This is a genomic window from Streptomyces sp. NPDC002403, assembly GCF_053593015.1.
Window position 1 is genome coordinate 1 of the sequence record NZ_JBSFBQ010000071.1, and the last position, 13,848, is coordinate 13,848.

Sequence of the window (13,848 nt, forward strand, 5' to 3'; positions counted from 1 at the left end):
GGGCGGTGGCCGAATACCGCGCCGACGATCAGGGACAGGAGGAAGTTGCGCACATCGCGTTGCGTCAGCTCGGCGAACTGGCCGTGCAGGGGCGCCCCGGTCCGGTGAACGCGCCATACGGCCGCCATACGGGTGCAATACGGCGCGAGGACAGTTGAGCCATGAAGTTCTCCGTGCTCTCCCTCATCGGCCACGCCCCGCACCCGCTCGACCACCGGCTCCCCTCCCCCGCCGAGCGGTTCCAGGAAGTGATCGAAACCGGCGTCGTCGCGGAACGGCTGGGTTTCGACGCGTACGCGATCGGCGAACGGCACGCCGGCCCCTTCCTCTCGTCCAGCCCGAGCGTGGTGCTCGGCGCGCTGGCCGCCCGTACCTCCACCATCCGGCTGCTGACCGGTGTCACGGTCGTCGCGATCCTCGATCCGGTGCGGGTGGCCGAGGACTTCGCGACGCTCGACCAGATCTCCAGGGGCCGCATCGAGCTCGTCGTCGGAAAGGGCGCGGAAGCCGGTCACTTCGACCTCTTCGGGCTCGACGAGGAGCGGCAGTGGGACCTCCAGCGGGAGAAGTACGAGTTGCTGCGGCGGCTCTGGAGCGAGGAGGGCGTGGACTGGGAGGGCGAGTTCCGGCCCGCGCTGAAGAACACGACGACCCTGCCGCGCCCGTACGCGGGGCCGCCTCGCGTCTGGCACGGCTCGGCGACCAGCATCGACTCCCCCGAACTGGCGGCGCGTCACGGCGATCCGCTGTTCACCGCCAATGCCATCCAGCCTCGTGCGGCATACGCCCGGCTGATCGACCACTACCGGGAGCGCTTCGAGGCGTACGGCCACGATCCGGCCCGCGCGCATGTGGCGGCGGGATCGGGCGGGCTGCTGATCGCCGACAGTTCGCAGCAGGCCGTGGAAAGGTACAAGGAGCTGTACGAGGCGAAGGTTGCGCAGTCCTTCCGGCCGCATCTGGCGGGACGGGCCGGCTACAACACCCCGTTCCGGACGATCGAGGAGGCCATCGCGGACGGGCCGCAGCTGATCGGCAGCCCGCAGCAGATCATCGATAAGATCCTCGGCTGGCACGAGGTGTACGGGCACGACCTCCAGTCGGTGAGCGTGGACGGCTTCGGTCAGGGCCGGGGCGAGCAGGCCGAGACGCTCCAGCGGTTCGCCGAGGAGATCGCTCCGGTGGTACGCCGCGAGGCGCCGTCCGCCCTCTGGGACTGACCCGGCGGACGTCCGCCGGGCCCTCACCCGGGGCGGCCTGCGCAAGGCCTGGCCCATCCGGCTCATCCGACCCGCATAATGAAGGGATACATCGGATGTCTGATTCCAGTCCGGATCCAGGAGGACCGTCATGGCTGTCACCGACGAGGCGATCGAGAAGATCAAGGGAATGATCGTCTCGGGTGCGCTGCGCCCCGGCGACCGGCTCCCCAAGGAGAGCGAACTCGCGGCGGAACTCGGTCTCTCCCGCAACTCGCTCCGCGAGGCGGTGCGGGCCCTTTCGCTGATCCGCATCCTCGATGTGCGCCAGGGCGACGGCACGTACGTGACCAGCCTCGATCCGCAGTTGCTCCTGGAGGCGCTGAGTTTCGTGGTGGACTTCCACCGCGACGACACGGTGCTGGAGTTCCTCGCGGTCCGCAGGATCCTGGAGCCCGCCGCGACGGCGATGGCTGCCACCCGGATCAGCGAGGCCCAACTGGACGTGCTCAGCTCGCAGTTGGACGCACTGGGGGCGCAGCCCTCGGTGGAGGAGCTGGTCGCCAGTGATCTGGAGTTCCACCGCGGCATCGTGCAGTCGTCCGGGAACTCGGTGCTCTGCTCGCTGCTCGACGGGCTGTCGGGGCCGACGACCCGGGCGCGGATCTGGCGCGGGCTGACGCAGGAGGACGCGGTCACCCGGACACTGCACGAGCACCGGGCGATCGTGTCGGCGCTGCGGGACCGGGACGCGGAGGCGGCGCGGGCGTGGGCGACGGTGCATGTGGCGAGCGTGGAGCAGTGGTTGCGGTCGACGCTGTGACAGAGGTGGGGCGGGTGGGGGTGTTCCCCGACCCGCCCCTTCCCTTGACCGGGGGCTCCGCCCCGGACCCCGCGCCTCGAACGCCGGCGGGGCCGGAAACCCTCAGTCCTGCTTCTCGCCGCTCGCGAAGCGGGAGATGACCAGGGCGACGATGATGATCGCGCCGTTGAGGAACTGGTTCCACAGCGCCGGAACGCCGCCGAGGGTCATCACGTTGACCACCAGCTGGAGCGTCAGCACACCGGTCAGCGCGCCGAACAGGGTGCCGCGGCCGCCCTTGAGGCTGATGCCGCCGATGACCGCCGCGGCGAACACCTGGAAGATCCAGCCGTTGCCCTGGGTCGCCGCGACCGATCCGTAGTGGCCGGTGTAGAGGATGCCCGCGAAGGCCGCCAGCAGGCCGCCGATGGCCAGCACGATCCAGGTGACCCGGTCCACCCGGATGCCCGCGGCCCGCGCCGCCTCCGGGTTGCCGCCGATGGCGTACAGCGAGCGCCCGTGGCGCAGCCAGGCAAGCGCGGCGCCGCCGACGGCGAACAGGGCCAGGCAGATCCACACGGCGGCCGGTGCGCCGAGCCACTCGCTCTTGCCGAGGTAGCGGAAGGACTCCGGTACGTCGGTGATGGACTTGCCCTCGGTGATCCCGATGTGGAGGCCGCGCAGCATGGTGAGCATGCCGAGCGTGGCGATGAAGCCGTTGACCCTCAGCTTCAGCATCAGGAAGCCGTTGACCGCGCCGATGGCGAGGCCCACCAGCAGGCAGAGCGGGATCGCCGACCAGGTGGGCAGCAGGCCGAGGCCCGCGAAGCGGCCGCCCTCGGCGGGCAGCACCAGCCACATCGCGACGACCGGGGCGATGCCGATCGTCGACTCCAGGGACAGGTCCATCCGTCCGCAGATCAGGATCAGCGCCTGGCCCAGCACCAGCAGGCTCAGCTCGGAGGACTGCTGGACGACACTGATCAGGTTCTCGGAGGTCAGGAACACCGGCGAGACGATGAACCCGATCAGCATCAGCACCAGGATCACCGGCACCAGCGAGAAGTCGCTCCATCGGATCAGCTTCAGCCGGTCCAGCGGCCTCTCGCCGGTCGGGGAGCCCTTCGGTCCGCTGTCGATGCCGTCGGCCGCCAGGGGCCGTACCGTGCCGGTCATTCCCTCTCCCCCACACCTTCCATGGCGGCGACGAGCTCCCCGTCGTTCCACCCGCTTGCGAATGTCGCGACCACGCGTCCGTGGAACAGGGCGAGCACCCGGTCGCAGACCCGCAGATCGTCCAGCTCGTCCGAGATGATCACTGCGGCGTTCCCTTCGTCGGCGACCCGTCGCACGACTCCGAGCAGCGAGTCCTTGGACTTGATGTCCACGCCCGCGGTGGGCCGGACGGCCACCAGCACGCTCGGCTCGCGGGCCAGCGCGCGGGCGACCACCACCTTCTGCTGGTTGCCGCCGGAGAGTCCGGAGACGGGCTGTTCGGGCCCCTGTGTCTTGATGTCCAGCGAGGCGATCATCGAGCGCGCGAACTCCCTGGTACGGGAAGGCAGTACGGTCCCCCACGGGCCGAGCTGGTCGGTGACCGTGAGGGTGGCGTTCTCGGCGACGCTGCGTTCCAGGACGAGCCCCTGGTCGTGCCGGTCCTCGGGGATGTAGCCGATCCCGGCGTCCAGCGCGTGCGGCACGCTGCCGGAGCGCACGGCCCTGCCGTGCACGCGGACCGTGCCGCCGCCCGCCTTCCGCATACCGGCCAGGGTCTCGCCCAGGGCCGTGTTGCCACTGGCCGCCGAACCGGCGAGGCCGAGCACCTCGCCGGGACGGACCTCCAGGTCCAGTGGTTCGAACTGGCCCTGGACGGTGAGTCCTTCGGTACGCAGCACGGGTTCGGCCGACCCGTCCGGTGCCGCGGCACCGTCACCGCCCGCGTGCCAGGCGGTGACGCCGGCGGACTGCTCGCCGGTCATCGCCGCCACCAGCTCCGCCTTGGCGATGTCGGCGACCGGGGCGGTCAGCACATGGCGGGCGTCGCGGTAGACGGTGACCGCCGTGCACAGTTCGTACACCTCCTGCAGGTGGTGGGAGATGAAGAGGAACGCCACTCCCTGGGCCTGCAGTTCGCGCAGCTTGTCGAAGAGCCGTCCGATGCCCCGGGCGTCGAGCTGGGCGGTCGGCTCGTCCAGCACGATCAGCCGGGCACCGAAGGACAGCGCCCGGGCTATCTCGACGAACTGCCGCTGCTCGACGGCGAGATCACGTGCCCGGGTGCCGGGATCGACCTGGACGCCGTAGTCGGCCAGCAGCCGCTCGGCGCGTCTGCGGAGCTTCCCCCAGCTGATCCAGCGGGCGTTGTCGTCGAAGCGGTTGAGGAAGAGGTTCTCCGCGACGGTCAGGTCCGGTACGACCATGGACTTCTGGTAGACGCAGGCGATCCTGGACTGCCAGGCCGCGGTGTCACCGAAGGCGGGCGCGGGCTCCCCGCCGAAGGCGACCGTGCCCGCGTCCGCCTTGTGGAGTCCGGTCAGGACGCTGACCAGCGTCGACTTGCCCGCGCCGTTGCGTCCGACCAGGGCGTGGGACTCACCCGGCTGCACGGTGAGCCGGACCCCGTCGAGCGCCACGGTGGGCCCGAAGCGTTTGACAACGCCTTCCGCCTGTACGGCAGGTGGTGCCTGGTCCATGGCTAGCTCTTCTTCTCCAGCTGGTTGGCCCACAGCTTCGGGTCGTCGACGTTGTCCTTGGTCACCAGCGGCGCGGGGAGCTGGTCCTCGAAGCCGTTCGGGATCTTGATGATGTTGGAGTCGTGGTCGGTGGGGCCTTCCTTGAAGGTCTTGCCGTCCAGGGCCGCCTTGGCGTAGTACAGCGCGTACTTCGCGTACAGGTCGGCCGGCTGGGAGATCGTCGCGTCGATCTTCCCGGCCTTGATGGCGTCGAACTCCTCGGGGATGCCGTCGTTGGAGATGATCGTGATGTGGCCCGGCGTGCCGGCTGGCTTCAGCAGCTTCTTCTGCTCCAGGAGGGCGAGGGTGGGCTGCAGGAAGACACCGCCGGCCTGCATGTAGATGCCGTTGATGTCGGGGTTGGCGGCCAGGGTGGCCTGGAGCTTGGCGGAGGCGACGTCGCCCTTCCAGTCGGTGGCCAGCTCGAAGACCTTGATGCCGGGGAAGTCCTTGTCCATGCAGGCCTTGAACGCCTCGGACCGGTCGCGGCCGTTGATCGAGGAGAGGTCGCCCTGGAACTCGACGACCTTGCCCTTGCCCTTCAGCTGCTCGCCGAGGTACTTGCAGGCGTTGGTGCCGTACGCCTTGTTGTCGGCGCGCACCACCATGTAGATGTCGCCCTTGTCGGGGCGGGTGTCGACGCTGACGACCGGGATCTTCTTCTCGTTCAGCGTGTTGAGCGACTCGGCGATGGCGCCGGTGTCCTGCGGCGCCATGACGACGGCCTTGGCACCCTGGTCGGTGAAGGTCTGGACGTTGGCGACCAGCTTGCCGATGTCGTTCTGCGAGTTGGTCAGCGGCAGCGCCTTGACCTCGCCCTCCTTGACGCCCTTCTCCACGTAGTTCTGGTACGAGTTCCAGAAGTCGCTGTCGCTGCGCGGCAGGTCGATCCCGACCTTCCCGCCGCCCGCGCCGTCGGCGGTCGACTCGCGGTTGCAGCCCGCGAGGGCGGTGACTGCCAGCAGTACGGCGCAGGCCGCCGCACTCGTCGTACGCACTCTCATTGGGGTCCCGTCCTTTGTGAGTACCGGCTCGGAGCTCTGTCGGCAAAGCGGAGGTGCATCGTGCGCGGGGGTGCGGCCCATGGAGCGGCCCGGGCCGCTCCCCCGGTCAGCTCTCGGCGGGGCGCAGGCGCAGCCCCTGCATGCCGCCGTCGACGGCCAGGGCCGTGCCGGTGACCGAGGCGGCGGCGGGGCTCGCGAGGTAGACGATCGCGGCGGCGACCTCGTCGGCCGACACCAGTCGTCCCAGCGGCTGGCGGGCGTTGAGCGCGGCCCGCTCGGCGTCCGGGTCGTCGGCCCGGCCGAGGAGCCGGCCGATCCACGGGGTGTCCGCGGTGCCGGGGTTGACGCAGTTGACCCGGATGCCCTCGCGGACGTGGTCGGCGGCCATCGCCAGGGTCAGCGAGAGGACCGCGCCCTTGCTCGCGCTGTACAGGGCGCGCTGCGGCAGCCCGGCGGTGGCCGCGATGGAGCAGGTCTGGGTGATCGAGACGGCGCCGGGGCGGTCGGCCGCGGCGCGCCGCAGATGGGGCAGGGCGTGCCGGGCGGTGCGGACCATGCCGAGGACATTGATGTCCAGGACCCGGGTCCACTCGTCGTCGGCGTTGTCCTCGACCGTGCCGATGGAGCCGATGCCCGCGTTGGAGACGACGGTGTGCAGTGCGCCGAGTTCGGCGGCGGCCCGGTCGACCGCCTCGCGCACGGCGTCGTCGTCGGTGACGTCCGCCTTGACGGCGAGGGCGCCCGCGGGGGCGCCGGCGGTCTCCCGGTCCAGTACGGCCACCCGTGCGCCGCGCGCCAGCAGCATGGTCGCGACGGCGGCCCCGATGCCGGAGGCACCGCCCGTGACCAGGGCACCCATTCCCTCGAAGTCGCTCGTTGTGGTCATCGGTTGGCCTCCTCGGCGCGGCGGGCCTGCCATACGGCGCCCTCCGGGTAGCGGTGTGCGGCGATCGACTCGGGGAGCATCCGGGCGGAGAAGCCCGGGGAGCTCGGCGCGGTGTAGCGGCCGGCCTCGATCACGGTGGGGTCGGCGAAGTGCTCGTGGAGATGGTCGACGTACTCGATCACGCGGTTGTCCCGGCTGCCGGAGACCGCCACGTAGTCGAACATCGAGAGGTGCTGCACCAGCTCGCAGAGTCCTACCCCGCCCGCGTGCGGGCAGACCGGAACGCCGTACTTCGCGGCGAGCAGCAGGATCGCGAGGTTCTCGTTGACGCCCGCGACACGGGCCGCGTCGATCTGGACGAAGTCGACGGCGCCGGCCTGGAGCAGCTGCTTGAACACGACCCGGTTGGCGACGTGTTCGCCGGTGGCGACCTTGACCGGCTGTCCGGCCCGGACGGCGGCGTGGCCGAGGATGTCGTCGGGGCTGGTCGGTTCCTCGATCCAGTGCGGGTCGTACGGGGCGAGCGCGGTCATCCACTCGACCGCGTCCGCGACGTCCCAGCGCTGGTTGGCGTCGACGGCGATCCGGATGCCGGGGCCGACCGCGTCGCGGGCCAGGGCGAGCCTGCGGACGTCGTCGTGGAGGCTGCCGCCGACCTTCAGCTTGATCTGGGTGAAGCCGTCGGCAACGGCCTCCTTGGCCAGCCTGACCAGCTTGTCGTCGCTGTAGCCCAGCCAGCCGGGCGAGGTGGTGTACGCCGGGTACCCCTCGGCGCGCAGCCGTTCGGCGCGCTCGGCCCGGCCCGGTTCGGCGGCCCGCAGGATGGCCAGGGCCTCGTCGGGGGTGAGGGCGTCGCTGAGGTAGCGGAAGTCGACGAGGGAGACGAGTTCCTCGGGCGTCATCCCGGCGAGGAACTCCCAGACGGGCCGGCCCGCCAGCTTGGCCGCCAGGTCCCAGGCGGCGTTGACGACCGCGCCGGCCGCCATGTGCATCACGCCCTTCTCCGGGCCGAGCCAGCGCAGTTGGGAGTCGTGGGTGAGCTCGCGGTGCAGTGCGGCGAGATCGGCCGCGGTGCGGGGCGCCGGGCGCCCCACCAGGTAGGGGCGCAGCGCGTCGATGGCGGCGGCCATCACCTCGTTGCCGCGCCCGATGGTGAAGCAGAAGCCATGTCCCTCGATGCCGCCGCCGGCGCTGTCCGGACCGTCCGTGCGCTCGGGGACATCGGTACGCAGCACGACGTAGGCAGCCGAGTAGTCGGGATCGGGGTTCATGGCGTCCGAGCCGTCCAGTTGTTCCGAGGTCGGGAAACGGATGTCGTGGACCTCGAAATCCGTGACGGTCTGACTCATGTGCGCCCCCAGGGGAATAACATCGGACCTCTGTTCTGGTCATCCGATGTATAGCGCCACCAACGCGCCAACGTCCAGGGCTTGATCGAAATTTGCCGGACACAGCTCGGATGTATCCACAATCTGATGCCCTGATTCGACCGGTGATGCACCCTCGTGGACCGGGTTCACCCGGCTGTGCGCGGAGGCTGCGGCACGAGTGGCCGGAAGCCGTAAGGTTGATGGGTACACAAGGGAACTTCGGAAGGAGGCCTGGGTGATCGAGCTCGAGGGGGTTCCCGAGCTGATCGACCCGGTCATGGTGGCCGCGTTCGAGGGATGGAACGACGCAGGGGACGCCGCCTCCACGGCGGTGGCCCACCTGGACCGGGAGTGGAAGGGCGAGGTGTTCGCGGCGCTGGACGCCGAGGACTACTACGACTTCCAGGTCAACCGGCCGACGCTCTGGCTGGACGGCGGGGTGCGCAAGATCACCTGGCCGACCACCCGGCTCTCCGTGGTCCGCGTCGGCGGGGACAAGCCCCGCGATCTCGTCCTGGTCCGCGGTATCGAGCCATCCATGCGCTGGCGCTCGTTCTGCAACGAGATCCTGGGTTTCGCCCATGAGCTGGGGGTGGAGATGGTGGTGGTCCTGGGCGCCCTGCTCGGCGACACCCCGCACACCCGCCCGGTGCCGGTCAGCGGGGTCACCTCCGACCCGGACCTGGCGCGGACCATGGACCTGGAGGAGACCAGGTACGAGGGACCGACGGGCATCGTCGGCATCCTCCAGGAGGCGTGCACGCACGCGGGCGTGCCCGCGGTGAGCCTGTGGGCGGCGGTGCCGCACTACGTGTCGCAGCCGCCCAACCCGAAGGCCACGCTCGCGCTGCTGAACCGGCTGGAGGATCTCATCGGTGTGCGCATCCCGCTGGGCGAACTGCCCGAGGACGCGCGCGCCTGGCAGCTCGGCGTCGACCAACTGGCCGCCGAGGACAGCGAAGTGGCCGAGTACGTGCAGACGCTGGAGGAGGCCCGGGACACCGCCGAGCTTCCCGAGGCCAGCGGCGAGGCCATCGCCCGCGAGTTCGAGCGCTATCTGCGCCGCAGGGACATCGGTCCGGGCCAGGCACCGGGCGGGCACGCGACGGAGAGCGGCGACACCTCGTACCTCCGCGACACCTCCAGCGGCCGCACCCGTCCGCCGAAACCGCTGCGCCCCGAGACCGGGGGCGGCACCGGACCCGGCACACCGCCCGGGGGCGGCACCGGCCGGAAGCCGCCGGGCGGCCGGGAGGGCGACGACAGCGTTGACGGCGACGGCCCGCAGGATTCGTCGGAGGACTCCCCGGAGGACTGACGCTCCCGGGAGGGCCGGCCCGACCGGTGGAGCGCCGGGCGGACACATCGCCGCCCGGCGCTCCCGTACGGTCCGCGACATTCAGGAACAGCTGAACCGGGCCGCCGCCCAGTCCCCGTGGTCACCGGTCTTCGAACCGTTGGTGTCCGTGACCTTCAGGTGCACATGGCGCGCACCGTCGAGCTTCACGTCGACCGGTACGGTCGCCGAGGCCCCGGTCACCTTCGGCGAGGTCCACAGCACCTTGCCGTCCGCCTCGACGGAGAAGGCCACCTCGCCGTAGCCGTTGATCTCGTCGTCGATCCCCGCGTCGGCGGTGAACGCGGTGCAGCGCCCGCCGAGATAGACCTCGATGTCGGAGTCGGCGTGGGTACCGATCCCCTTCTCGTACGTCTTCCCGGCGAGGGTCAGCGGGTGCCCGTCGCTCGCGCCGGACTCGCCGTTGCTGCGGTCCCGTTCGGCCGGTCCGTAACCGTTGGTGGACTTCAGCCACACCAGGTCGCTCGCCCAGGCCTCACCGGTGGGCGGCGGCGGCATCACCCCGGTCGCGAACCGCTGCGTGGCGGTCCTGGATTCGCCGGCCGAGCGGTAGCGGACGAGCGCGGTGATCCGCGCCTCTCCCGCCGTGGCGTCCTTGGCGGGAGTGAGGGACACCTCGACCCGCCGGGTGGTGCCCGCCGGGATCCGGTCCACCGTCGCGGTGCGGGCGACCTGCCAGCCCGCGGGGGCCTCCAGGCCGACCTGGGCGTCCGTCACATCGGCACTGCCCGCGGTGACATCGACGGCGACGGTGGCCTCCGCCCCGGCGCCGACCTCCTGCCCGGACGGGGCCGAGACCACGGCGCCGGCCGCGGCGTGCCGCCCGCCGACCGCGCTGGTGCCCTTCAGCTTCACGGTGAACTTCTTGCCGGTGGACAGCGGTGCGGTCTTGATCTTCACGACCCCGCCGCGGTCGTCCCGGTCGTACCACCAGCCCTGCTTCGCGGCCTTGTACGCGGCGGCGGAGCCCAGCCGGGGCAGCTTCCCGCCGAGCTCGACCGCGCTCGGGGCGGAGCCGGTGTGCACGGTGAACTCGTACGGGCGCGTGCTCTGCTTGCCCGTGAACTTCCCCTCGCTCGCGCCGATCCGCACGGTCACGTCGCCCGCGCCCCGGACCGGTGCGTCCACGTCGGCCCGCTGGGTGGCGTACTTGCCGTCGCGGTGCTGCCGGGTGACTCCGTCGTCCTCGTACAGCGTGAAGGACGACCTGCCCTGCGGGTAGATGTCCCAGGCGAGCGGGGAGCCGGCCGTGCGGTCCTCGTACGAGCGGATGCCGGGCCACATCGGCACGCTGGCACCGCCCTTGACGAACAGCGGCAGGGTGTCGAGCGGGGCGCTGTAGTCGTCGAGGGTGACCGGCCCCTCGTACGTCCGCCCGCTCCAGTAGTCGGTCCAGGTGCCCTTCGGCAGGTAGATGCCGTCGCGCTCGGTGCTGTCCTGGTAGACGGGTGCGACGAGGAAGTCCTCGCCGGACATGAACTCGTACTTCGCCGCGTCCGTCGCCGCCTTCGGGTCGTCCGGGTACTCGAGGACGAGCGGGCGGACCATGCCGACGCCGGTCTTCGTCGCCTCGTGCGCGTAGGAGTACTGGTAGGGCAGCAGCGACTCCTTGAGCTTGAGGTAGTCGCGGTTGATGGTGGTGTACGGCTCCCCGTACCGGAAGGGCTGCTTGTCGCTGGCCGCCCAGCCGTCCATCGTCATCGTGGTCCCCAGGAACATCTTCCACTGGAGGTCACGGGTGTACGTCTTGGCGCTGCCGCCGAAGATGCCGTCGACGTCGCCGGTGGTGTAGGCGAGGCCGGACATCGTGGCGCCCGCGTAGGTCGGGATCTGCCAGCGGATGTAGTCCCAGGTGCCGTACTGGTCCCCGGACCACTGCACTCCGCAGCGCTGCGCGCCCGCCCAGCTCTCGGGTGCGTAGGTGAAGCCGCGGGCGTCGCTGTTGTCCTCGATGCCCTGGTACGCGTCCTTGCAGCCGTCCAGGGCGAACTTGTAGCCGGCGCCGACCCAGGCGACGTCCAGCTTGGCGACCCGCTGGCCGGCCTTGACCTGGTCGGCGATCTTGTCGATGCCGTCCTCGGTCCACAGGCCGAGCTGCATCCCGCGGTCCTGGAGGCCCTTGGCGGTCTCAACGAGGTCCTCGTGGCCGCAACCGTAGCCGTCGTTGACGAGCATCCAGCCGTTCGGCATGTCGTTCTCGACGTAGCCGTCGGCGACCTTCAGGGCGTCCAGGGTGTGGCGCTCGCCGCGGTTGGCGTTGTGGAGGTAGCAGTCCGCGTCGCCGATCTCCATTCCGTACACCGGCGGCAGGAAGGGCTTGCCGGTGAGCTTCGTGTACTGCCCGATGACGTCCTTGGCGCTGCCGCCCGCGAAGTAGTAGGCGTCGAAACGCTTCTCCTTCGCGCTGGCGGTCACCGGGTCGGTGAAGGCGTAGGTGTTCGGCGCGTAGGTGTTGCGGAAGACGCCGTAGCCGGCCGAGGAGAGGTAGAACGGCACCGAGTTGGGGTGGCCGCCGTCGTCCCAGTTGTAGTCGACGCCGACCTCGACGGTCCTGTCGCGGTGCGAGGTGTTGCCCCGGCCGTTCTGCATGCCGGCGCCGTAGAACTGCTCGTCCGCGCCGCGGGCCAGCGTCTGGGTGGTCCGCTCGCCGTTCCAGCTCAGCCCCTTGGTCTCGGACCAGACCCGGGTGCCGTCCGCCCGGTACAGGGCGAACCGCAGGGGCGACTTGTAGGCCCGCAGGGTGAGATCGGCGGTGGAGAGCTCGTAGCGGTCGCCCCGCTCCTTCCACCGGGTGTGCGGCGGGGCTCCCTGCGGCAGGACGATGTCGTCGCCGGCCGGGTCCGAGAACGTGCCGTCCGGGGCGAGTTCGATACGGAAGGTCTCGGCGGAGACGAAGCTGACCCGCGCCTCGGCGGCGCCGGCCTTCAAATGGTAGACGGCTCCGTCGGCGGAGAATCCGGTGAGATCACCGACCGTGGTGTCCGGTTCGGCGGCGCCGGCCTGGGCCGCGCCGGGGCCCGAGAAGACGGCGAGCAACCCCAGCAAGGCTGCAACTGCCGCCGTTCTGATGCGCGTTGATGATTGCATAGAGCGCTTTTAGCGCAGCATCGAGCACTTGACCATGGACAAAACGGAACCGGCCCTGAACTTCGTCGAGAAGTCCAAGGCCGGTTCGTCCGGAACGTCCGGTGGATATCAGCGGGTTGCCACCCCGGGCGGCGCTACAGCGCGACGCCCAGCAGCGCGTCGACGGTGCGCGAGACGAGGCCGGGCGCGCCCTCGTCCGTACCGCCCTCGGCGTTCTGTCGCTCGGCCCAGCGGTCCACGGCGGCCAGCGCGGCCGGCGCGTCCAGATCGTCGGCGAGGGCCTCGCGGACCTCCTCGACCAGGGCCTCGGCGGGCAGACCGTCGGGGCGGGAGACCGCGGACCGCCACCGGGCGAGCCGCTCCACCGCGTCGGCGAGCACCTGGTCCGTCCACTCCCAGTCGGACCGGTAGTGGTGGGACAGCAGCGCCAGCCGGATCGCCGCCGGGTCCACACCGTCGCGGCGCAGCTTCGAGACGAAGACCAGGTTGCCCCGGGACTTCGACATCTTCTCGCCGTCCAGGGCGACCATTCCGGCGTGCACATAGGCCTGGGCGAAGGGGTACTCGCCGGTCAGCACCTGGGCGTGCGAGGCACCCATCTCGTGGTGCGGGAAGGCGAGGTCGGACCCGCCGCCCTGCACGTCGAAGCCCATCCCGAGGTGGTCCAGGGCGATGGCGACGCACTCGATGTGCCAGCCGGGCCGGCCGGGGCCGAGCGAGGCACCGTCCCAGCTCGGCTCGCCGTCGCGGGCGGCCATCCAGAGCATCGGGTCGAGGGGGTTCTTCTTGCCGGGGCGCTCCGGGTCTCCGCCGCGCTCGGCGGAGAGCAGCCGCATCGCCTCGGCGTCGAGGTGGGAGACCCCGCCGAAGTGCGGGTCGGTCTCGACGGAGAAGTACACATCGCCGTCGAGTTCATAGGCGGCGCCCGCGTCGCGGAGCCGTTCCACGAGCGGAACGATGCCGGGTATCGCCTCCACGGCACCGATGTAGTGCTTCGGCGGAAGCATGCGAAGGGCAGTCATGTCCTCGCGGAACAGGGCCGTCTCGCGCTCGGCGAGCTCGGTCCAGTCCTGCCCGTCGCGCACGGCCCGCTCCAGCAGCGGGTCGTCCACGTCGGTCACGTTCTGGACGTAGTGAACCTGCCGCTTGGTGTCGAGCCACACGCGCTGAACGAGGTCGAACGCGTTGTAGGTCGCCGCATGACCCATGTGGGTCGCGTCGTACGGCGTGATGCCGCAGACGTAGATGCGGGCGACGGGACCGGGGTCAAGGGTGATCCGTCCGCCGGTCGCGGTGTCGTGGATCCGAAGGTCGCGGCCCTTGCCAGGCAGGGCGGGGACCTCAGAAGCGGGCCAGGCATGCATGCCACGAGCGTAACCGGATGCACGTTCCGGATACGAACCGGATACCG

Annotated in this window: 10 protein-coding genes; 3 read left to right on the top strand and 7 right to left on the bottom strand. The window is 70.6% G+C overall.

Annotated features, from left to right (window positions below; genetic code table 11):
* Positions 1-161 precede the first annotated feature (161 nt).
* A complete protein-coding gene (locus ACWCPY_RS38645) occupies positions 162-1,220 on the top strand; it encodes an LLM class flavin-dependent oxidoreductase (RefSeq protein ID WP_451273170.1) in 1,059 nt (352 codons plus the stop codon).
* Positions 1,221-1,350: 130 nt separating this feature from the next.
* The gene (locus tag ACWCPY_RS38650) at positions 1,351-2,022 is read left to right on the top strand and encodes a FadR/GntR family transcriptional regulator (RefSeq protein WP_351086597.1); all 672 of its coding nucleotides are present in this window, start codon (positions 1,351-1,353) and stop codon (positions 2,020-2,022) included.
* Positions 2,023-2,124: 102 nt separating this feature from the next.
* Here the strand turns inward: ACWCPY_RS38650 and ACWCPY_RS38655 are convergent, their stop codons facing one another.
* The 5 genes from ACWCPY_RS38655 to ACWCPY_RS38675 all read right to left on the bottom strand — a co-directional run bounded on the left by ACWCPY_RS38655 (position 2,125) and on the right by ACWCPY_RS38675 (position 7,972).
* Entirely contained in the window at positions 2,125-3,177 is a 1,053-nt protein-coding gene (locus ACWCPY_RS38655; RefSeq protein ID WP_451273173.1) for an ABC transporter permease, read from the bottom strand.
* Entirely contained in the window at positions 3,174-4,694 is a 1,521-nt protein-coding gene (locus tag ACWCPY_RS38660; RefSeq protein ID WP_451273175.1) for a sugar ABC transporter ATP-binding protein, read from the bottom strand. Before ACWCPY_RS38660 ends, ACWCPY_RS38655 begins: the two co-directional genes overlap by 4 nt.
* A 2-nt stretch (positions 4,695-4,696) precedes the next feature.
* Positions 4,697-5,737: a sugar ABC transporter substrate-binding protein gene (locus ACWCPY_RS38665; protein WP_451273177.1), complete on the bottom strand. Its 1,041-nt coding sequence runs from the start codon at positions 5,735-5,737 to the stop codon at positions 4,697-4,699.
* A 106-nt stretch (positions 5,738-5,843) separates the two neighbouring features.
* A complete protein-coding gene (locus tag ACWCPY_RS38670) occupies positions 5,844-6,623 on the bottom strand; it encodes an SDR family NAD(P)-dependent oxidoreductase (protein WP_362442540.1) in 780 nt (259 codons plus the stop codon).
* A complete protein-coding gene (locus tag ACWCPY_RS38675; RefSeq protein ID WP_451273179.1) occupies positions 6,620-7,972 on the bottom strand; it encodes an L-fuconate dehydratase in 1,353 nt (450 codons plus the stop codon). The genes ACWCPY_RS38670 and ACWCPY_RS38675 overlap by 4 nt, the downstream gene beginning before the upstream one ends.
* Before the next feature lie 256 nt (positions 7,973-8,228).
* Between ACWCPY_RS38675 and ACWCPY_RS38680 the strand changes: the two genes are divergently transcribed.
* Positions 8,229-9,311: a PAC2 family protein gene (locus tag ACWCPY_RS38680; protein WP_451273181.1), complete on the top strand. Its 1,083-nt coding sequence runs from the start codon at positions 8,229-8,231 to the stop codon at positions 9,309-9,311.
* Between the two features lie 81 nt (positions 9,312-9,392).
* Here the strand turns inward: ACWCPY_RS38680 and ACWCPY_RS38685 are convergent, their stop codons facing one another.
* Both ACWCPY_RS38685 and mshC read right to left on the bottom strand, forming a co-directional pair.
* Positions 9,393-12,437, bottom strand: a complete 3,045-nt coding sequence (locus tag ACWCPY_RS38685) for an NPCBM/NEW2 domain-containing protein (protein ID WP_451273183.1) — start codon at positions 12,435-12,437, stop codon at positions 9,393-9,395.
* Positions 12,438-12,571: 134 nt separating this feature from the next.
* Complete coding sequence (gene mshC / locus ACWCPY_RS38690; protein ID WP_451273185.1) at positions 12,572-13,801, bottom strand: cysteine--1-D-myo-inosityl 2-amino-2-deoxy-alpha-D-glucopyranoside ligase; 1,230 nt, start codon at positions 13,799-13,801, stop codon at positions 12,572-12,574.
* Positions 13,802-13,848 lie beyond the last annotated feature (47 nt).

Coding starts and splice junctions, on each gene's coding strand:
- ACWCPY_RS38645 (WP_451273170.1), top strand. CDS start 162: ATGAAGTTCTCCGTGCTCTCCCTCATCGGCCACGCCCCGCACCCGCTC.
- ACWCPY_RS38650 (WP_351086597.1), top strand. CDS start 1,351: ATGGCTGTCACCGACGAGGCGATCGAGAAGATCAAGGGAATGATCGTC.
- ACWCPY_RS38655 (WP_451273173.1), bottom strand. CDS start 3,177: ATGACCGGCACGGTACGGCCCCTGGCGGCCGACGGCATCGACAGCGGA.
- ACWCPY_RS38660 (WP_451273175.1), bottom strand. CDS start 4,694: ATGGACCAGGCACCACCTGCCGTACAGGCGGAAGGCGTTGTCAAACGC.
- ACWCPY_RS38665 (WP_451273177.1), bottom strand. CDS start 5,737: ATGAGAGTGCGTACGACGAGTGCGGCGGCCTGCGCCGTACTGCTGGCA.
- ACWCPY_RS38670 (WP_362442540.1), bottom strand. CDS start 6,623: ATGACCACAACGAGCGACTTCGAGGGAATGGGTGCCCTGGTCACGGGC.
- ACWCPY_RS38675 (WP_451273179.1), bottom strand. CDS start 7,972: ATGAGTCAGACCGTCACGGATTTCGAGGTCCACGACATCCGTTTCCCG.
- ACWCPY_RS38685 (WP_451273183.1), bottom strand. CDS start 12,437: ATGCAATCATCAACGCGCATCAGAACGGCGGCAGTTGCAGCCTTGCTG.
- mshC (WP_451273185.1), bottom strand. CDS start 13,801: ATGCATGCCTGGCCCGCTTCTGAGGTCCCCGCCCTGCCTGGCAAGGGC.